Consider the following 17,840-nt stretch of genomic DNA (forward strand, 5'->3'; position numbering starts at 1 on the left):
GGCTGGAACGCGGCCAGCTCAGCGGGCGGCGGGGCGTCGGGTGCGGGCGCGTCGGCAACGACGTTACGCGGGCTGGCGCCCGAAAGGCCCCGCCCGCAAACCGGCCAAGCGCCGCGGCCCTGGGTGGCCAGCACCCGCTCGGCGACGGCGATCTGCTGGTCCCGGCTGGCCTGATTCGCCGACGAGGCGTACTCGCTGCCGCCGTGCGACGCCCAGGTGCCTTGCGAGAACTGCAGCCCGCCATGGTACCCGTTGCCGGTGTTGATAGCCCAATTGCCGCCGGACTCGCAGGCGGCGACGCGATCCCATTCGCTGTCGGGAGCGGCGGTTGCGTGACCGGCGAGGGCGATGCCACCGCCGCCTATTACAGCGCCAGTGAAGGCCAGCTTGGCGACGCCGACGGTTGACGTGGTGGGTTTACGGTGACGGCCACTCATACCCCAGTGATTCCTCTCGTAAAGCGCCTACGAGGTCAGCTGTCGGGTTCGGGCGGAAGAGGTCGCCCGGCCGTCGTCGTGTCCGTGGGAAACGCGTCGGCTTCACCCCAAGGAGCCGCGGACGGCTCCAGGTTCGATTTCGGCGGACCGTTGGGTCCCCCGCCTCCATCCATGGTTTGGCGTTGCTCGCCTATTGGATGGAGCTCGGCGCTATAGGCGAGAAGGTTTACCGCGCAGGGAGACTCGGTAACCGGGCCCGACGCTAGCTGGTGTTAGCGGCAGAGTCATGTTGTGGCGAAACCAGCGTTTCGCGTGTCGCGGGCGGGAGAAACGCCAGGAAAGTTCGCTATTTCCACTGGTTAAACGCTTCGAAATCGGGCCGTTGCCGGACCGTGATCGTTTCGTTATGTGACTGAATTCACATCACGATGCACGATTAATCCCTGGTCACAGATTTCGCATCTGCGGCTTGAAAATCAGCGGCGCGTCGCTGGAGAGCCGACCCACGGTGCCGGGCGATCCACCGGGACGATCTCCTTGCCGAGCGGCACCAGCGACACCGGGATCAGTTTGAGATTGGCCAGCGCCAGCGGAAGACCGATGATCGTCACCGCCATCGCCACCGCGCTGACCAGATGGCCGATCGCGAGCCAAATCCCGCACAGCAGCATCCAGATGACGTTGCCGATCAGGGAGCCGGTGCCGGCGCCGGGCTTCTCGACGATCGTCCGGCCGAACGGCCATAGCGCGTACGACGCAATGCGCAGCGACGCGAAGCCGAACGGGATGGTCACGATCAGTACGAAGCAGATCAGCGCGGCCAGCAAATATCCGAGGGCCAGCCACAGGCCGCCGAAAACCAACCAGATGATGTTCAAAATCAGGCGCATTGTCTCCTCCAGCTGTGCCGCCAGCCTACCGAGAAATCCGAGTGCTCAGCCGTCGGCGATCCGAGTAGGATCGGTCGTCATCGCGTCCTGCGCAGGCGGGGCGCTTCGTTGTGTTGGCTGATGCAGTTATCGCTTAGACAAGCAGGTGAGACCGGTGCCGACTGGCAAGGTAAAGTGGTACGACGCTGAGAAGGGATTCGGCTTCTTATCGCAGGAAGACGGCGAGGACGTCTACGTTCGTTCCTCGGCGTTACCTGCGGGCGTCGAAGGGCTCAAGGCGGGGCAGAAGGTGGAGTTCGGCCTGGCATCCGGACGGCGTGGACCGCAGGCGCTGAGCTTGAAGTTGATCGACCCGCCGCCCACTCTCAGTAGCCGTCCGCGCCGGGAAGGGCCGGCCGAACACAAGCACACCGCCGATGAGCTGCACGGCATGGTCGAGGACATGATCACGCTGCTGGAGAGCGCAGTGCAGCCCGAACTGCGCAAGGGTCGCTACCCGGATCGCAAAGTCGCACGCCGGGTCTCCGAGGTCGTCACGGCCGTCGCCCGCGAATTGGACGCCTGAGCGGGCCAAACCGCGTGTATCCCGCCGTGCCGTGGGGAACACTCGAACCGAAGCTCCCCAGGGAGTCGGTTCGAGTGAGGAAGTCCGATGGCACAGCAAGCCCAGGTCAGCGAAGAACAAGCGAGAGCCGTAGCGGAGGAGTCTCGCGAAAGTGGTTGGGACAAGCCATCCCTGGCCAAGGAGTTGTTTCTGGGCCGCTTTCCGCTGGAGCTCATCCACCCCTTTCCCAGGCCAGCCGAAGCCGAGGCCGCTCGGACCGATGAGTTCCTGGCCCGGCTGCGGGAATTCCTCAAGACCGTCGACGGGAGCGTCATCGAGCGCGACGCGCAAATCCCCGACGAGTACGTGAAGGGCCTTGCCGAACTGGGTTGCTTCGGAATGAAGATCCCGTCGAAGTACGGCGGACTGAATCTGTCGCAGGTCGCGTACAACCGGGCGCTGATGATGGTGTCGAGTGTGCATGCCAGCCTCGGGGCGTTGCTGTCCGCGCATCAGTCGATCGGTGTGCCGGAGCCGCTCAAGCTCGCCGGGAATGACGAGCAGAAAGAGAAGTTTTTGCCGCGGTGTGCCGCGGGGGCGATATCGGCATTTCTGCTCACCGAACCGGATGTGGGCTCCGACCCGGCGCGGTTGGCCTCGACGGCGACACCGGTTGACGGCGAAGCGGCCTACGTACTGGACGGGGTGAAGCTGTGGACGACCAACGGCGTGGTCGCAGAACTGTTGGTCGTGATGGCCCGGGTGCCCAAGAGCGACGGGCATCGCGGCGGAATCAGCGCGTTCGTCGTCGAAGCCGACTCACCCGGCATCACCGTTGAGCGGCGCAACAAGTTCATGGGATTGCGCGGGATCGAAAACGGCCTCACCCGGCTGCACCAAGTACGGGTGCCCGCCGAGAACCTGATCGGCAGGGAAGGCGACGGCCTCAAGATCGCATTGACGACGCTGAACGCCGGCCGGCTCGCGATACCCGCGATCTGCGCAGGATCGGCGAAGTGGTCGCTGAAAATCGCGCGCGAGTGGGCCGGCGAACGTGTGCAGTGGGGCAAGCCGGTCGGCGAACACGGCGCGGTCGTCGAGAAGATTTCCTTCATGGCCGCAACGAGTTACGCGCTCGAATCGGTACTGGAGCTGTCCGGTCAGATGGCCGACGAAGGCCGCAACGACATCCGGATCGAGGCGGCACTGGCCAAGCTGTGGTCGAGCGAAATGGCCTGCGTGATCGGCGATGAGCTGCTGCAGATCCGCGGCGGCCGAGGCTACGAGACGGCCGAGTCGCTGGCCGCGCGCGGCGAACGGGCCGTGCCGGTGGAGCAGGTGGTCCGCGATCTGAGAATCAACCGAATCTTCGAAGGCTCCAGCGAGATCATGCGGCTGCTCATCGCCCGCGAGGCAGTCGACGCCCATCTCAGTGCCGCGGGCGATCTCGCGAATCCGAAGGCCGATATCCGCCAGAAGGCGAAGGCCGCTGCCGGCGCGAGCGGCTTCTACGCAAAGTGGTTGCCGCAGTTGGTGTTCGGTGAGGGACAACGGCCGACGGCGTATCGCGAGTTCGGCAATTTGGCGACGCACCTGCGCTTCGTGGAGCGCTCCGCACGCAAGCTTGCCCGCAACACGTTCTACGGGATGGCGCGATGGCAAGCCGCGATGGAGCAGAAGCAGGGCTTCCTGGGTCGGGTGGTCGACATCGGCGCTGAGCTGTTCGCGATGGCCGCCGTGTGTGTGCGGGCCGAAGCTCAGCGCGTCGACGATCGAGTTCGCGGCGAGCAGTCCTACGAGTTGGCCGATGCGTTTTGCCAGCAGGCGACCCTGCGGGTGGAAGCGCTGTTCGAAGGCTTGTGGACGAACACCGACGGCACCGATCAGCAACTGGCCGCTAATGTGTTGAAAGGCCGCTACACCTGGCTCGAAGAGGGGATAATCGACCAGTCGGAAGGCACCGGACCCTGGATCGCGCACTGGGAAGCCGGTGCGTCCACCGAATCCGACCTTGCTCGCCGATTCCTGACAGTGGCGCAGACCTGAGCAGAACCTGACTTGCGTCCGTTCGTTGCAGTCAGGCTGTGTGGCCAGCCGCGCTGTCGGACACCCGAAGTCTTCTGCGTCGGTGGGTGAATACCCGGATAACCGAACGCAGGCAACGGACATGCACACAATCGAAATTGGGCCGGTCGCACCTCGAGAATCGGGTACTCCTGGTTTGCGGAGTCCATTCCGCGGACCGAATTAGGCGGAGGCGCCAAGTGGCTCAAACCGATAGCGATCTCAACACCGAGGATCGAGCCACTGAGGCCCATCACGATCTGGTCGCCCAACCTCATCAGCACGAGGGCCCGATCGCCGAGGCAGAAACCACGGCGGCCGAAATGAGTTCTGACGCAAAGCCGTTGGGTCAGCTCGGGCGCCGCTTTGACCGACGGTCACCCTTTTTGGTCGGTATGGCGGCGGCCGCCGGTGTCGCGGTCACCTATGGGGTGGTGCGTGTTCTGGAGTCCATGTCCTCAATACTGGTCCTCATCGGCGTGGCGTTCTTTCTCGCACTCGGCCTGGAACCGGCCGCCTCGTGGTTCGTCAACCGCAAACTGCCGCGTTGGGCGGCGATCACGCTGGTGTTCGTTACCTTTCTCGTTTTGCTGGGCGCCTTTGTGGGCGCCGCGATTCCCCCGCTTGCCCAACAAGCTGGTGAGCTGATACATCAAGCGCCGCATTACATTCAGCAGGCCCAGGACCACTCCTCGGCTGTCGGCAGGCTAAACGATCGTTTCCATCTGCAGCAACGGATCACCAACGCCCTCAACGGTTCTGGCGGGTCACTGCTCAACAATCTGGTCAGTGCGGGAACCGCCGTTGTCGGAGCGTTGGCCGATATGCTGATCGTCGTGGTCTTGACGGTGTACTTCCTGATCGACATGCCCCGCATCCGCACCACCCTGTACCGGTTGGTGCCACACACCCGCAGGCCCCGCGTCATCCTCATCGGCGACGAGGTCTTCGCCAAGGTCGGTGCCTACGTCCTGGGCAATGTGTTGATTTCGGTCATTGCCGGGGTCGCCACCTTCATTTGGCTGACGGCCTTCTCAGTTCCCTACCCTCTGCTGCTGGGCATCTTCGTGGCGCTGTTGGACTTGGTTCCCGTCGTCGGGTCGACCATCGCCGGTGTCGTCGTCGCCGCTGTCGCTCTCACCGTGTCGCTTCCGGTGTGCATCACGACCACCGTGTTCTTTGTGGTGTTCCGGCTTGCCGAGGACTACCTCCTGGTGCCCAAGATCATCGGCCGGGCGGTCAAGGTGCCGGCGCTGATCACGGTGGCGGCCGTTTTGATCGGCGGCGCGCTACTCGGGATCGTCGGGGCTCTCGTTGCCATCCCGATCGCAGCCGCCTTGCAGCTCCTGACTCAGGAAGTTCTCTTCCCTCGACTCGACAACGCCTGACGAACGGGGCCGTTATCGAGCTCTGGACACTCAACGGAATTCCGAAGGGGCGCGGACCGTTTGGGCGCGCCCCTGAGTTTCATAAATGCGTCGTGCGCGGCACTGAAGGCGGTCGCGAGCGAAGCCGGCAATTGGACACGTTGGCGCTACTCAACGGCGTCGGGGTCGTTTTGTTCGGCGATCATCGCCAACCGCCAGGTGCACTCCCGGTTGCGCGGCGCAACCCCCAGTAACTGCATACTGTCCGGCACCCATCGCAGCGGAATGCTGGTGGCCAGCTCGCTCATCTCGACGCGGCACCCGCCTCCCTGAAGATCACTCAGCCGCAGCGTGATTCGCGCCGTCGCCGCCGGCCTCACCTTCGCCAGCAGTACAAGCTCCTCACCTGGTGTACAGCTCTGCACAACAGTCTCGTCGTCGATGACCGCCGGCCACGTTCCGATGGAATGCAAAATACGAGCGCCGGATGCCGGCCAAGACGAATCCACCGCACGGATCCGACTGTTGCCGACCACCCAGCCCGAGTACGTCCAGCCGTCGGCCAACACGTCCCAGACCCTCTGACGGCTGGCGGAGATGTCTCGTGTCACGGTCATAGGTAGACCTCTCGTTCGGAGTGAGAAATGCGATTCGGTGTCGACCGGTAGGGAGGGGGTACCCGCCACGGAGGAAGGTACTCGGGCGAGTCGACGCGATCCGAGTCCCCGGCTGCCGACAGCGCGGCGAGGTTGGGATTTTGAGCCATGAGTTCATGCCTTCCTAAAGCAGTCGCCCGCGAATTGTTTGGATGGTTTCCGGTTGTGAATGACACCAGCGACAGCCAGAAGGGTTGCGTTCCATGGCTTCTGACTGTCGCTGAGCTGTAGCAGGATGCCGGTGTGGCGTTAGTTGCGTGCTCGGCGCGCGAGGGTGTTGGCGACTCCGGCGAGAACCTGCCCGGGACGTTGCTGCTCACCCTGTTGGGCACCTAGAACCACGATGGTGCCGGTGAGCACCGGCAGCGCCCACTGCAAGTAACGCAATTGGTGTTGCGCGGCTGCGACATCGTCCGGGGTCGAGGCCGACGGTTCGGTCGCGTCGGCCGCCGCATGTCTATCGCCCTGAGCGGTTTTTGCACCCAGCACGCCGCTGTAAGCCGTGGCGCCCAACGCAGCACCAGTGAGCAGGATCTTGGCGACGGTGTTTCCGGTGACACCAGACTGGTGCTTGGCGCGGCTCCGGTTGGCGTAAAGCACGCCCGCGCCCCCGATCAGGTGCATGCCGATGGCAACCGCGTTGACCGGGGCCCATTTCGCCCATCCCACCGCGGCCACGCGGGCCCGGTCTTTGGAGTCGCGGACGGCGTCGGCGGAGCCGTTCACACCGACCGCCCCCATTAACGAGCCTCCGAACCAGGCGGCGGCGCCGAGATCGTGAAGAGAGCGCACAACGGTATTGCGAGATGACATTTTGAAGTTCCTTCGAATTAGCAAGAGGCCGGAAGCCGGATCGGCTGTTCCGATCGCGACACGGGAAGATATCCCTGCCGTAGAACGGACTTCACAGCCGCAGGGGCCTGAGGTCCCGTTTCATAGAGTAGTTGAACAGCCCCCGCCAGAGTGAAGCGCTGACGGGGGCTGATTTAGAGCGAGGCAAATGCTAGACGCGCCCGCGAGTGGCCGTGGGTCCCGCGACGCTGGCATCGCTCGTGTTACGACGTTTCAGTCCCGCCAGTCCAAACAGCCCAAGCAGACCGAACATGCCCCACTTACCGGTGTTGTCGCTATGTTGATCGGTGTTGGCATTGCCGTTGTCCGCCAACGTCGTTGTCGTCGACGATGGCGCCGGCGCACCCTGAACGGCAGCGTCAGCAAGACCTGCCCCGCCGAACAGCATTGCCCCGGTAGCTGAAATTACCGCAATGGTCTTACGCATGTTTACTCCTGGTTTTGGCGCGCAGCGCCAGATAGGTGCGATGAGTGGAATTTGCGGGCCAGTCTGTTCTAGTCCCGACGAAGCGACGCGAGTACAACTTCAGCGTGCACTCATGTAGTACCCGGTGCGAGACCGTCGAAACGTCTTACTTGCCCTCACCGCGGGTCTCGATCACCCGCTGGGCGATTTCGGCGAGTTTCGTCTGAGTCTCCTGGGATATCCGCCGCAGCATCTCGAAAGCGCTCACGTCATCGACACCGTAAGTCACCATGATGATGCCTTTGGCTTGGCCGATACGGTCTCTGGTAAGCAGCGCGACTTGCAGCTGCTCTTCCTGGCGCTGGGCCAAAATCGCGGTGGCAGCGTGCGCGGCGAGAACGGCCCCGGTGGTCTCTGCGTCGGTGTCCCACACATCGGCCCGGTGACTGAACAGGTTCAGCGCGCCCGCTGTGCGGTCTGCCGTGTACAGCTTGAACGACAGGCCACTCAACACGCCGAGTTCGACAGCTGCCGGTGCGAACTGGGGCCAGCGCGACTCGCTTCGGAGATCATCGCTGCGGACAATCGTGTCCTGAAGAGCGGCCTCAGCGCATGGTCCCTCGCTGAACTCGTGCTGTAGCTTGTCGAGCTTTGCCACCAAACTGTCGGTTTCTGCGAGGGACTCGAAGGCGCCGCCCTTCTTCACCAGCAAGACTCCCGCAAGGTCAGCTCCCGGTATGAGCTCCACGACCGCTGCGGTCACACCGTCGAGAATCTGCTTCAGCGTGCTGGGCGCCGCTGTCGTACGTGCTAGCTCGGCCATGCGCATCGCGAGCTCGTGCCTCGCGCTCGGGTCCGAAGAGTCCATATGAATCGATTCTGCCCGATGCACCCACCGTTGGACCAACAGTGGAGAACTTCCGGCCGCGGTCGCGGTCGGCTGGAACTTCGGCTCTCAGATCACCACCGCGCCGGCGTCGCCACAAGCCCCTAGGGCTGCCTCGTCAGGTCACGGATGCGTCACGATTCAGGTCACGATTTCTTAAGCGGTAACGCTTGTTCCAGGAAGTCCCGATAAACGAGCGGCAGATTCTGTCGCGCACTTCACAAATCAGGCCTGCGGGTGCCTATAGCAGTCCACCCAGCCTCCCATAAGAGTCCCCGCGTAATTTCTTGGCGCATAGGGCCATGTCCGCTTCGGCTACGTTGGATTCAGGGACGAGCAGTGTTCCCCGCTATCAGTTCAGATCAATTCGAAGGACCACACTGATGATGAAAATCAGTAATATTCACGCGCGCCGGCGCATCGCCGGCATCAGCGCAGGCCTGCTCGCAGGGGGCTTGGCCATGGGGATCTCTGGGGCGCCATCGGCGATCGCAGCACCAGACTGCAGCCCCGCAGGTGTGAACACCACCGTTTCCTCGGCGACCGGCGCGGCACAGCAATATCTTGCCGCCCATCCTGGCGCCAACCAGGTCGTTATGGCTGCCTACGGCCAGCCCCGTCCACAGGCGGAGTCCGACCTTCGCAACTATTTCACCGCGCATCCCAACGAGTACTACGACCTGCGCGGCGTTCTGGCACCGATCGGTGACACCGAACGGCAATGCAATGTGACGGCGCTGCCATCAAATCTGGAGTCGGCCTACCAAGAGTTCATGGCTGGCTGATGCTGTACGGAGCGACCCGCCACGACATTGTGGTGGGTCGTTCTGCGTTGAGGAATAACAGATTTGTTCGATGTCCTTGTGCCGTCGTACGCGGGTTCGCGGTGGGGCAAGTCGCGCTGGTCCGTGGCGGCGAAAGCCCTAGGCCAGAACCGGGCTTTGGGGCAAGCTAGAAAAATGGCTTCCTATATCGCCGAGGCCGGCGAATTCGCCCGCGATGCCAAATACATCGAAACCCGGATCACCGCCGACGGCCGCGACGGCTATCCGGTGCAACCCGACCGGTACCGGCTGATCGTCGCGCGCGCCTGCCCGTGGGCCAACCGCGCGATCATCGTCCGTCGGTTACTCGGACTGGAAAGCGTTCTGTCCATCGGGTTTTGCGGCCCGACCCACGACAAGCGGAGCTGGACGTTCGATCTCGACCCCGGCGGCCTCGACCCGGTGCTGAAGATTCCCCGGCTGCAGGACGCCTATTTCGCACGGTTTCCCGACTATCCGAAGGGCATCACGGTCCCCGCGATCGTCGACGTGCCGACCGGAGCCGTGGTCACAAACGACTTCCCGCAGATGACGCTGGACCTGTCGACTGAGTGGACGGCCTTTCACCGCGACGGCGCCCCGCAGCTATACCCCGAGGCACTGCGCGACGAGATCGACGACGTCGACAAACGGGTCTACACCGAAATCAACAATGGTGTGTACCGGTGCGGGTTCGCCGGTTCGCAGCAGGCTTACGACTCGGCCTACGACCGGTTGTTCACCGCGCTGGATTGGGTCAGCGATCGACTGGAAAAGCAGCGATATCTCGTCGGGGACGCCATCACCGAAGCCGATGTCCGGCTGTTCACCACGTTGGCCCGCTTCGATCCCGTCTACCACGGGCATTTCAAATGCAATCGGAACAAGCTGACCGAGATGCCGGTGTTGTGGGCCTACGCGCGAGATCTGTTCCAGACGCCGGGTTTTGGCGACACGATCGACTTCGTTCAGATCAAACAGCACTACTACATGGTGCACACCGACATCAACCCCACCGGTATCGTGCCCAAGGGTCCGGAGCTGGCCAACTGGTTGACGCCGCACGGCCGGGAAGCGTTGGGCGGCAGGACTTTCGGTGACGGCACACCGCCGGGCCCGACGCTCGCCGGCGAGCAAGTGCCCGCAAGTCACGGCGCCTAGTGTGGGTCAGTTCCACACCGTGCGGACCGACCACTCCGCGTGGGGAACGCCTTGCACCTCGCCGGACCGGTCGACGACCACCGTCATCAACTGCACGGCGATTCCGTTGAGTCGGCCGTGGTGCGGGTCGACGGTGGGAATGGTGACGGCGAGTCGGCTGCCTGGGCGGTAGAACGTGGTCGCGGGGATGGCGGAGTCCTCGTATACCCGCAACAGCCACCAGGGCGCCCGCCCGATCGACGGCGACACCGAAAGCTGCACGGGGTCAGATGAATTCACCCGCAGCTCGCCTTCTGTCTGCGGGACTTCGCAGTCGGTCAGGTTGAGCACGTTGCAGTACCGGTAGGGGCCCACCCGGGTCAGGTGCCCGTGTGAGTACGCGCTGATCTCGGGCCGTTGTGGACCGTGCTCACGCACAACCGCCCAGGCGCCGACGCCGGCGGCGATCGATGCCAGCACCACCACCGCGAGCAGCGCGGCGACCGCGGGCCTACCCGTCCGCTTCACTGTCCCGGTACCGCGGCGGTCGCGTGGTCGCTGGGCTGACCTTCCTGCTCGACCATCACCGGCCGGTTGCCGCCGAGGCCCGGAATCAGCGAATCACCGTGGAAGCTGACAACGGTCTGCGCCAATCCGAGAATCAGCACCGACTCGACGACGCTGAAGCCGACCCACAGGTCGGTGTAGAGCAGCACCCCGAGGGCGCCGCCGAGTACCCACGCCAGCTGTAGCGTCGACTCCGAACGCCCGAACGCCGACGCGCGCGATTCCTCCGGGAGGTCGTCCTGCAACGACGCGTCCAGGGCCGCCTTCGCGATCGCACTCGAGCCCGACGTGACCAAGGTGGCGATGGCGGCCATCAGCAGGTTGCCTGCCACGGCGGCGGCGAGCGCGATACCGGTCACCGCCAAGGCACAGCGCACCACCAGCACCGACGGCCTGCCCAGTCGCAGGCGCGCGCTGGCGAAGTTACCGCCGAAGTTGCCGACGGCGGCGGCCGCGCCGATCAAGCCGAGCATCCCGAGCTGCACCCACCCGTTGGCTTTGTGCGCCTTGGCCACGAACGCGGGATACAGGAACAGGAACCCGACCATCACCTTGATCGTGCAGTTGCCCCACAGCGCGGTGATGATGTTGCGGCCCAATGGTTGTCGCAGCGCTCCGCTGGCTCGGCGGACCTCGTCGGTCCAACTGCGGCGCTGATTGCCCTGGCGGTACCTCAGGGTGGCGGGCACTTCGCCCGCGGTCACCTCGACCCAGCGCGGAATCCGCATCGACAGCCAGGCGCCGGCCACGGTCACGGCGATGACGACGAACAACGCCCCGGGCAGCTGCAACAGACGGTCGCAGCCGTACTCGATTCCACCGGCGATGCCGCCACCCACGATGGTGCCGCCCAGCAGACCGAACATGGTCAGCCGGGAGTTCACCCGGACCAGATCGATCGACGGCGGCATCACCCGTGGCGTCACGGCGCTGCGCAGAACGCTGAACGATTTCGACAGCACCATCATCGCCAGCGCACATGGATACAGCACCCAGGACGGGTAACCGCCGGTGTGCGTGTCGTAGTTCGCGATCAGCACGACCGCGAGCACGGTGCGCAGCACGAACGATGCGGCCAACGCGACCCGGCGGCCATGCTGCAGCCGGTCGAGCGCCGGACCGATCAGCGGCGCGATCACCGCGAACGGCGCGATGGTGATCAACAGGTACAGCGCGACCCGGTCCTTGCTTTCCCCGGTGGCCGCGGCGAAGAACAGCGTGTTGGCCAGCGCGACGGCCATCGCGGCGTCGGTTGCGAAGTTGGCCACCACCGGCCAGGTCAATGCCGTCAGCCCGGACTTGTCTGCGCCGTCGGCGGTGGCTGCCCGCTGCACCAGCCAGTACATCCGCGAACCCATCTCGCGGCTGCGCTGGGCGGCGGCCCGTGTGACCGTGACCCGTTCACCGCTGCTGGGACCGCTGCGCGGCGGTTCACCACGAGGTTCGGCGCCCGGCTCGCGGTTCAGCGGCGGCAGGTACCGATTGGCGCTCGGCATCGGCGGCGGGCGGTTCGATCGGCGGTTATCGGGTTCGTCGGCCGGATAGTTGGCCATGCCGGGATGCTCGGCCGCCGGGCCGGGGCGGCGTCGGCGACCCGGAGCCGAAGCCCGACCCGCATCGGGGTGCTCACGGCGCCGTCCAGACATATATCGATTCTCACCCATCCGGGCTTTGGTGTTGCGCAGGCGACCGGTGTGGCCGTGCGTCGCAACTGTGCGGCAGAATCAGAGGCCCATGGAAACAACGGACGACGCGACCGGATCGAACACGCAGGCGGCTACGGCGACCACGACGGAGTGGTCGCCCGAGTTGGCGACGGTCCTGACTGGTGCGGTCGAGCTGGCGCGGACGGCGATCATCGAGCACAGCGGCGACGACACGGTAGGCGACTACCTCGGCGCCGGTTACGAAGATCCCACCAGCGCCACTCATCGATTCCTCGCCCACCTGCCCGGCTATCAGGGCTGGCAATGGGCGGTCGTGGTCGCCGGTTACCCCGGTGCCGACCATGCGACGGTCAGCGAGGTGGTGCTGGTACCCGGGCCCGACTCGTTGCTGGCGCCGGAATGGGTGCCCTGGGACCAGCGGGTCCGGCCCGGCGACCTGAGCCCCGGCGACTTATTGGCGCCGCTGTACGACGACCTGCGGCTGGTGCCCGGTCACATGTCCTCCGGCGATCCGCAGGTCGACGAGACCGCCGCTGAGATCGGGCTGGGCCGACGCACGGTGATGAGTGCCTGGGGCCGGGCCGAGGCGGCGCAGCGCTGGCACGACGGCGACCACGGTCCCCGCGCGCAGATGGCGCAGTCCACCAAGCGCGTCTGCCGCGATTGCGGGTTCCTCCTGCCGCTCGCCGGGTCGCTGGGGGCGATGTTCGGGGTGTGCGGCAACGAGATGTCGGCCGACGGATCCATCGTGGACTTCGAATACGGCTGCGGCGCGCATTCCGACACTCCGGCTCCCGCGGGCAGCGGCTCGCCGGCGTACGACCCCTACGACGACGGCGTGCTGGAAGTCAGCGAGGTACCCCCGGAACCCGTGGAGCCGAGCGCCTCGGAGTCGAGCGAGCCGGAGTCGAGCGAGCCGGAACCTGCTGAATCTGCGGAGTCGAGCGAGCCGGAGTCGACCCAGGCACCCGCCGAGAAGCCGGTTGAGCCCAGCTAGCCGTTCTCAGCCGCGGCTTTGATCTTGGCCAGCGAGGCGTTCATTCCGTCGACGAGTTCCCGCTCGAACCTCGCGGTCCCGCCCAGGAAGCGGTTCACGGCCATCCCGGACACCGGCTTCACCCCGTTTTCTGCGTGCCGGCTCTCAATCACCCGGGTGCCTTCGGGGATCGGATGTAGTTCGTAACTCCAGACCGTGTTGTTGGTGTTGACCCGAAACGCCAGCTTCTGGTCGGGAATCACCTCGATGACAGTGGATGTCGTCGGCCAGAACAGCAGGTTGCGGCGGTTGAGATTGAAGGTGCGGGTGCCTGGGCGTACCGGACCCATTGCCCGCATCAAGCGGCACTGCGGACTCCACTGAGGCATCCGGCGGAAGTCGCTGACCAGCGCCCAGACGGTCGAGATGGGAGCCTTGATGTCGACTTGGGCTTGCAAGAGCGGTGCCACCATCGAGCCGAACCTCCTAGTTCGTGCGCTGCGTTGTGAGTCCGGTCTGGGCGCCGCGCGCGCCCCGGCGGGCAGCAGCGCGCTGCCACAAGAAAACCGAAGTACCCACGACGCCCACTCCGAGCCCGGCTACCGTCAGCGGCCGCCAGATGGCCAGCGCAGGCGTAAAGAATACGACCATCGTGGCGACTAGCCAGGCCAGCGCGCCAAAACCGATCACCGGCCACGGATCCAGCAGCACAGCAGGTAGCGGCGGCGGCTCAATGCTCTTGCCAGGCTCGACGGACATCGAGATCAACATACCGGTGGCGCCCTGTCTCGGTGATTCGATGTTGACGTTCGGGCGTTCTGTCGTAACCTTCGCGCTGTGATCGATGGCGATAGCCGATTGGCCAGCGACCTTTCGTTGGCGGTGATGCGGCTCGCGCGGCAGCTGCGGTTTCGCCGTCCGCAGTCTCCGGTGTCGCTGTCACAACTGTCGGCGCTGGCGACGATGGCCAACTTCGGGCCGATGACGCCGGGTGCGTTGGCGATCCGGGAACGGGTCCGCCCGCCTTCCATGACGCGGGTGATTGCCTCACTGGCCGAATTGGGTTTCGTGGACCGTGTCGCACACCCGGACGACGGCCGCCAGGTCCTGGTATCGATATCGGATGCCGGCGCCGAACTGATGGAGGCCGAACGCCAGGCCAGTCAGGAGTGGCTCGCGCAGCGGCTGGAGACGCTGGCAGTCCCCGAGCGCGATACGTTGCGGGTGGCGGCCGACTTGATCTTGGCGTTGGTCGACGAAAGCCCTTGACCGGCAATGACTTTGACTACGCTGCTGATGGTGACGGTGTGGTCGTCTGCGATATCGACCATCCCGGCGATGCACGCCTGGACAACTTCCGGGATCTGAACAGCATCGACCGGAGGCCGGATCTGCCCAGCGGCAAGGGCCTGGTGATCGCCGAGGGTGTGCTGGTTGTGCAGCGAATGTTGGCCTCGCCGTTCACCCCGTTGGCATTTCTCGGCACCGACCGCAGACTCGTTGAACTCAAGGCGGATCTGGCCGGCAATACGGCGCCCTACTACCGGGCGTCCGCCGAGGTGATGGCAGAGGTGGTCGGCTTTCATCTCAACCGCGGGGTGCTCGCCGCGGCGCGTCGGGCCCCCGACCGCAGTGTCGCGGACGTGGTCGACGGCGCCCGGACCGTAGCCGTTCTCGAGGGAGTCAACGACCACGAGAACCTGGGCTCGATCTTCCGCAACGCGGCCGGGCTCGACGTCGATGCGGTCGTGTTCGGCAGCGGCTGCGCCGACCCGTTGTACCGACGCGCAGTGCGCGTCTCGATGGGACACGCCTTGCTGGTGCCGTTCGCCCGGGCGGCCGATTGGCCGTCGGAGCTGAAGACATTGCAGCAGAGTGGATTTCGATTACTCGCGATGACCCCGGGCTCCGATGCCGCCACGCTGGCGGCGGCCATGGCGGCGGTGCATGGTGAGCGGGTCGCCATCCTGGTCGGCGCCGAAGGGCCCGGCCTCAGTTATGCGGCGATGAAGGCCAGCGACCTACGGGTGCGCATCCCGATGTCACGCGGCACCGACTCGCTCAACGTCGCAACCGCGGCGGCGTTGGCCTTCTACGAGCGGGCTAGGCTCGGCTGATGGCCGACGAATCCACGCCGTGGGCAACGGGTTTGATCGTTGCCGGGTTTGTCGCCGCGGTTACCGCGATAGCCGTCGTGGTACTGAGCCTGGGCCTGATCCGGGTGCACCTGCTGCTGGCCGTGGGACTGAATGTCGTTGCGGCAGGCGGGCTTGCGCCGACGCTGTGGGGATGGCGGCACACGCCGGTACTGCGCTGGCTGGTGCTGGGTGCAGGAGTGGGCGTGGGTGGTGCATGGCTGGCGCTGGTATTGATGAACCTGCCCAGATAGCGGGTCAGCGCTGCCCGCTGGAGCGAACCCCCAGCAGCACGTCTTCCCATGCCGGTACGGCCGGCTTGCCGCGGCGACTGCGGGTCGGCTCGGCCGCGGGCGTGGGCATGGGCATGGCCGTAGGGACCGAGGCTTCCACGGGTGCGGGCTCGGGCTCGTCGAAGTCGAGTTGAGCCAGCGGCGCGACCGGGCGCAGCGGTCGGTCGAAGTTGGGGTCGATCAGTTCGCTGGCCGGATCGTCGACGGCGGTGACGGTGCCGCCGTGAGCTCCCGGGCAGAACCGGAAATGCGCGAGGTTGTCCGAGCGGCCGGCCTTCCAGCCCAGCTGAACGGTCCAGCGGCCATCCTCGTTGCGCCAGGCGTCCCACGTGGTGCCGCTGGGGTCGAGGCCACGAGCCATCAGCGACGAGGTGATGGTCTCCAGCAGCGTCAGCACCGACGGGCCGTCGGTGAGAACGGGGTGGGCGGCGGTAGCTAGCTCGGCGGCCCGGGCGCGCTCCAGCAGCACCGGGTGGGCGAATCGTTCAACTCGCGCGATGTCCACCCCGGCGGACGTCGCGAGCTGCTCGACGGATGCGCCCGACCGGATGCGAGATTGAATCTCCTTGGGACTCAGCATGCTGGTGACCTCGATGTCGATGTGGGTCTGATTCACCCGGGCCCCGTCGCCGCGCACTGCGGCGCGCAATCGGTCGTCGACGCAAATCTTGTACTTGTCGGCGGGGTCGTCACCCTCGCAGATGATGTGTTTGCCGTCGACATCGAGTCCGACAATCTTGAGTTCCCGCATGGTGTCTCCTCGCGGCTCCTCGCAGACCAGCCCACCAGGCCTGTCAAGGGCGCACTCTAACTCAGGCGCGCGCCGCAACCAGGCTCGACACGCGGTAATACCTGCAGCTTTTTCGATGTGCTTGCTAGAGCCGCTCGACAACCCAGTCGATGCATTCGATGAGCGCGCTGACGTCGTCTGGCTCGACGGCGGGGAACATCGCGACCCGCAACTGGTTGCGACCGAGTTTGCGGTACGGCTCGACGTCGACGATTCCGTTGGCGCGCAGCACCTTGGCCACCGCGGCGGCATCGACATCGTCGTTGAAGTCGATGGTGCCCACCACTTGGGAGCGCAACTTGGGATCGGCGACGAACGGCGTGGTGTACTGACGCTCCTGGGCCCAGGCGTACAGCCGGCCCGAGGAGTCGGCGGTGCGTTTGACCGCCCAGTCCAGGCCGCCGTTGCTCAACAGCCAGTCGATCTGCTCGGCCAGCAGCACCAGCGTCGCGATCGCCGGGGTGTTGTAGGTCTGGTTCTTGAGGCTGTTGTCCACCGCGATCGGCAGCGACAAGAAGTCGGGCACCCATCGATTCGACGCGGCGATCGCCTCGATCCGGCTCAGCGCCGCCGGGCTCAGGATCGCCAGCCACAGGCCGCCGTCGGCGGCGAAGTTCTTCTGCGGCGCGAAGTAATAAGCGTCGGTCTCGGTGATGTCGACCGGCAGGCCGCCCGCGCCGGACGTCGCGTCGATGACGACCAGCGCGTTGCCGGCGTCGCGGGGCCGCGCGACCGGCACCGCGACACCGGTCGAGGTCTCGTTATGCGCCCAGGCGATCACGTCGACCGACGGGTCGCCCTGCGGCTCGGGTGCGCTGCCGGGATCGGCCTTGATGATGATCGGGTCGCCGACGAACGGGTTCTTGGCGACCGAGGATGCGAATTTGGAGCTGAACTCGCCGTAGCTCAAGTGCAGAGACCGCTTGTCGATCAGCCCGAACGCCGCGGCGTCCCAGAACGCCGTCGCCCCGCCGTTGCCCAGCACCACCTCGTAGCCGTCGGGCACCGAGAAGAATTCGCGCAGCCCGTTGCGCACCCGGCCGACCAGATCCTTGACCGGCGCCTGCCGGTGCGACGTACCGAAAAGTGCGGCGGCGCTGGTGGAAAGGGCTTGCAGTTGTTCCGGTCGGACCTTGGACGGGCCGGATCCAAAGCGTCCGTCGCCGGGTTTGATGTTGTCGGGGATCGTGAGCTGGTCAGCCATGATCACCAGGTTAGTGATCGGTCTGAGGCCGGCAGTCAGGCGGTACGGCCCTGCAGCTTCGATGTGAAGTAGGTCACAGTATACACATGTTCACGGATGGACCACAGTGGGCATTTGGGGTCTAGTAAGTTCCCGATACCTTGGGTACTGTGTTGGACATAGC

21 protein-coding genes and 1 riboswitch are annotated in these 17,840 nt (G+C 65.3%); of the genes, 9 read left to right on the forward strand and 12 right to left on the reverse strand.

Annotation, left to right across the window (positions count from 1 at the left end; translation table 11 throughout):
- Together WAO18_RS19845 and WAO18_RS19850 are read right to left on the reverse strand one after the other, a co-directional pair.
- The coding region (locus WAO18_RS19845; RefSeq protein ID WP_422207941.1) for a transglycosylase family protein at positions 1 to 437 on the reverse strand (437 nt) is incomplete at its 3' end.
- Between the two features lie 8 nt (positions 438 to 445).
- Positions 446 to 629, reverse strand: a riboswitch (cyclic di-AMP (ydaO/yuaA leader).
- Positions 630 to 913: 284 nt separating this feature from the next.
- On the reverse strand, positions 914 to 1,327 hold the full coding sequence (locus WAO18_RS19850; RefSeq protein WP_422207942.1) for a YccF domain-containing protein: 414 nt from the start codon (positions 1,325 to 1,327) through the stop codon (positions 914 to 916).
- A 154-nt stretch (positions 1,328 to 1,481) separates the two neighbouring features.
- Between WAO18_RS19850 and WAO18_RS19855 the strand changes: the two genes are divergently transcribed.
- From WAO18_RS19855 to WAO18_RS19865, 3 genes are all read left to right on the forward strand, one after another.
- On the forward strand, positions 1,482 to 1,892 hold the full coding sequence (locus tag WAO18_RS19855) for a cold-shock protein (RefSeq protein ID WP_422207943.1): 411 nt from the start codon (positions 1,482 to 1,484) through the stop codon (positions 1,890 to 1,892).
- Positions 1,893 to 1,979: 87 nt separating this feature from the next.
- Entirely contained in the window at positions 1,980 to 3,917 is a 1,938-nt protein-coding gene (locus WAO18_RS19860) for an acyl-CoA dehydrogenase family protein (protein ID WP_422207944.1), read from the forward strand.
- Between the two features lie 218 nt (positions 3,918 to 4,135).
- The gene (locus tag WAO18_RS19865; RefSeq protein WP_422207945.1) at positions 4,136 to 5,323 is read left to right on the forward strand and encodes an AI-2E family transporter; all 1,188 of its coding nucleotides are present in this window, start codon (positions 4,136 to 4,138) and stop codon (positions 5,321 to 5,323) included.
- 146 nt (positions 5,324 to 5,469) lie between these two features.
- Here WAO18_RS19865 and WAO18_RS19870 read toward each other — a convergent pair whose 3' ends face one another.
- The 4 genes from WAO18_RS19870 to WAO18_RS19885 all read right to left on the reverse strand — a co-directional run bounded on the left by WAO18_RS19870 (position 5,470) and on the right by WAO18_RS19885 (position 8,084).
- Positions 5,470 to 5,919: an SRPBCC family protein gene (locus WAO18_RS19870; protein WP_422207946.1), complete on the reverse strand. Its 450-nt coding sequence runs from the start codon at positions 5,917 to 5,919 to the stop codon at positions 5,470 to 5,472.
- 288 nt (positions 5,920 to 6,207) lie between these two features.
- Positions 6,208 to 6,771 (reverse strand): hypothetical protein, encoded by a 564-nt coding sequence (locus WAO18_RS19875; protein WP_422207947.1) that lies wholly within the window; start codon positions 6,769 to 6,771, stop codon positions 6,208 to 6,210.
- A 190-nt stretch (positions 6,772 to 6,961) separates the two neighbouring features.
- Complete coding sequence (locus WAO18_RS19880) at positions 6,962 to 7,237, reverse strand: WGxxGxxG family protein (RefSeq protein ID WP_422207948.1); 276 nt, start codon at positions 7,235 to 7,237, stop codon at positions 6,962 to 6,964.
- 145 nt (positions 7,238 to 7,382) lie between these two features.
- A complete protein-coding gene (locus WAO18_RS19885; protein WP_422207949.1) occupies positions 7,383 to 8,084 on the reverse strand; it encodes a GAF and ANTAR domain-containing protein in 702 nt (233 codons plus the stop codon).
- Positions 8,085 to 8,488: 404 nt separating this feature from the next.
- On the opposite strand from WAO18_RS19885, the gene WAO18_RS19890 reads away from it, so the two are divergent.
- On the forward strand, positions 8,489 to 8,887 hold the full coding sequence (locus tag WAO18_RS19890) for a heme-binding protein (protein WP_422207960.1): 399 nt from the start codon (positions 8,489 to 8,491) through the stop codon (positions 8,885 to 8,887).
- 174 nt (positions 8,888 to 9,061) lie between these two features.
- Positions 9,062 to 10,066, forward strand: a complete 1,005-nt coding sequence (locus WAO18_RS19895) for a glutathione S-transferase family protein (RefSeq protein WP_422207950.1) — start codon at positions 9,062 to 9,064, stop codon at positions 10,064 to 10,066.
- A 6-nt stretch (positions 10,067 to 10,072) separates the two neighbouring features.
- Here the strand turns inward: WAO18_RS19895 and WAO18_RS19900 are convergent, their stop codons facing one another.
- A complete protein-coding gene (locus WAO18_RS19900; protein WP_422207961.1) occupies positions 10,073 to 10,540 on the reverse strand; it encodes a DUF2771 domain-containing protein in 468 nt (155 codons plus the stop codon).
- Positions 10,541 to 10,569: 29 nt separating this feature from the next.
- The gene (locus WAO18_RS19905; RefSeq protein WP_422207951.1) at positions 10,570 to 12,258 is read right to left on the reverse strand and encodes an MFS transporter; all 1,689 of its coding nucleotides are present in this window, start codon (positions 12,256 to 12,258) and stop codon (positions 10,570 to 10,572) included.
- A gap of 88 nt (positions 12,259 to 12,346) precedes the next feature.
- On the opposite strand from WAO18_RS19905, the gene WAO18_RS19910 reads away from it, so the two are divergent.
- On the forward strand, positions 12,347 to 13,276 hold the full coding sequence (locus WAO18_RS19910) for a DUF3027 domain-containing protein (RefSeq protein WP_422207952.1): 930 nt from the start codon (positions 12,347 to 12,349) through the stop codon (positions 13,274 to 13,276).
- On the opposite strand, the gene WAO18_RS19915 is transcribed toward WAO18_RS19910, so the two are convergent.
- Positions 13,273 to 13,728, reverse strand: a complete 456-nt coding sequence (locus WAO18_RS19915; RefSeq protein WP_422207953.1) for an SRPBCC family protein — start codon at positions 13,726 to 13,728, stop codon at positions 13,273 to 13,275. The genes WAO18_RS19910 and WAO18_RS19915 overlap by 4 nt on opposite strands.
- 13 nt (positions 13,729 to 13,741) lie before the next feature.
- The gene (locus WAO18_RS19920) at positions 13,742 to 14,014 is read right to left on the reverse strand and encodes a DUF2530 domain-containing protein (RefSeq protein WP_422207954.1); all 273 of its coding nucleotides are present in this window, start codon (positions 14,012 to 14,014) and stop codon (positions 13,742 to 13,744) included.
- A 78-nt stretch (positions 14,015 to 14,092) separates the two neighbouring features.
- Between WAO18_RS19920 and WAO18_RS19925 the strand changes: the two genes are divergently transcribed.
- The 3 genes from WAO18_RS19925 to WAO18_RS19935 are packed head-to-tail and all read left to right on the forward strand — an operon-like array spanning position 14,093 to position 15,644.
- The gene (locus WAO18_RS19925; protein WP_422207955.1) at positions 14,093 to 14,524 is read left to right on the forward strand and encodes a MarR family winged helix-turn-helix transcriptional regulator; all 432 of its coding nucleotides are present in this window, start codon (positions 14,093 to 14,095) and stop codon (positions 14,522 to 14,524) included.
- A complete protein-coding gene (locus WAO18_RS19930; RefSeq protein ID WP_422207956.1) occupies positions 14,521 to 15,372 on the forward strand; it encodes a TrmH family RNA methyltransferase in 852 nt (283 codons plus the stop codon). Before WAO18_RS19925 ends, WAO18_RS19930 begins: the two co-directional genes overlap by 4 nt.
- Entirely contained in the window at positions 15,372 to 15,644 is a 273-nt protein-coding gene (locus WAO18_RS19935; RefSeq protein WP_422207957.1) for a DUF2537 domain-containing protein, read from the forward strand. The genes WAO18_RS19930 and WAO18_RS19935 overlap by 1 nt, the downstream gene beginning before the upstream one ends.
- A 4-nt stretch (positions 15,645 to 15,648) precedes the next feature.
- On the opposite strand, the gene sepH is transcribed toward WAO18_RS19935, so the two are convergent.
- Both sepH and serC read right to left on the reverse strand, forming a co-directional pair.
- Positions 15,649 to 16,434, reverse strand: coding sequence for a septation protein SepH (sepH, locus tag WAO18_RS19940; RefSeq protein ID WP_422207958.1), 786 nt, complete (start codon positions 16,432 to 16,434; stop codon positions 15,649 to 15,651).
- 124 nt (positions 16,435 to 16,558) lie between these two features.
- Positions 16,559 to 17,677, reverse strand: coding sequence for a phosphoserine transaminase (serC, locus tag WAO18_RS19945; RefSeq protein ID WP_422207959.1), 1,119 nt, complete (start codon positions 17,675 to 17,677; stop codon positions 16,559 to 16,561).
- Between the last annotated feature and the right edge of the window lie 163 nt (positions 17,678 to 17,840).

It is taken from the genome of Mycobacterium sp., from assembly GCF_049278535.1.
GTDB lineage: Bacteria > Actinomycetota > Actinomycetes > Mycobacteriales > Mycobacteriaceae > Mycobacterium.

Excerpts from the sequence above, each read along its gene's own strand:
- WAO18_RS19870 (WP_422207946.1), bottom strand. The coding sequence starts at position 5,919 with ATGACCGTGACACGAGACATCTCCGCCAGCCGTCAGAGGGTCTGGGAC.
- WAO18_RS19890 (WP_422207960.1), top strand. The coding sequence starts at position 8,489 with ATGAAAATCAGTAATATTCACGCGCGCCGGCGCATCGCCGGCATCAGC.
- WAO18_RS19880 (WP_422207948.1), bottom strand. The coding sequence starts at position 7,237 with ATGCGTAAGACCATTGCGGTAATTTCAGCTACCGGGGCAATGCTGTTC.
- WAO18_RS19895 (WP_422207950.1), top strand. The coding sequence starts at position 9,062 with ATGGCTTCCTATATCGCCGAGGCCGGCGAATTCGCCCGCGATGCCAAA.
- serC (WP_422207959.1), bottom strand. The coding sequence starts at position 17,677 with ATGGCTGACCAGCTCACGATCCCCGACAACATCAAACCCGGCGACGGA.
- WAO18_RS19910 (WP_422207952.1), top strand. The coding sequence starts at position 12,347 with ATGGAAACAACGGACGACGCGACCGGATCGAACACGCAGGCGGCTACG.
- sepH (WP_422207958.1), bottom strand. The coding sequence starts at position 16,434 with ATGCGGGAACTCAAGATTGTCGGACTCGATGTCGACGGCAAACACATC.
- WAO18_RS19920 (WP_422207954.1), bottom strand. The coding sequence starts at position 14,014 with ATGTCCGTCGAGCCTGGCAAGAGCATTGAGCCGCCGCCGCTACCTGCT.
- WAO18_RS19860 (WP_422207944.1), top strand. The coding sequence starts at position 1,980 with ATGGCACAGCAAGCCCAGGTCAGCGAAGAACAAGCGAGAGCCGTAGCG.
- WAO18_RS19905 (WP_422207951.1), bottom strand. The coding sequence starts at position 12,258 with ATGTCTGGACGGCGCCGTGAGCACCCCGATGCGGGTCGGGCTTCGGCT.
- WAO18_RS19915 (WP_422207953.1), bottom strand. The coding sequence starts at position 13,728 with ATGGTGGCACCGCTCTTGCAAGCCCAAGTCGACATCAAGGCTCCCATC.
- WAO18_RS19885 (WP_422207949.1), bottom strand. The coding sequence starts at position 8,084 with ATGGACTCTTCGGACCCGAGCGCGAGGCACGAGCTCGCGATGCGCATG.
- WAO18_RS19875 (WP_422207947.1), bottom strand. The coding sequence starts at position 6,771 with ATGTCATCTCGCAATACCGTTGTGCGCTCTCTTCACGATCTCGGCGCC.
- WAO18_RS19935 (WP_422207957.1), top strand. The coding sequence starts at position 15,372 with ATGGCCGACGAATCCACGCCGTGGGCAACGGGTTTGATCGTTGCCGGG.
- WAO18_RS19850 (WP_422207942.1), bottom strand. The coding sequence starts at position 1,327 with ATGCGCCTGATTTTGAACATCATCTGGTTGGTTTTCGGCGGCCTGTGG.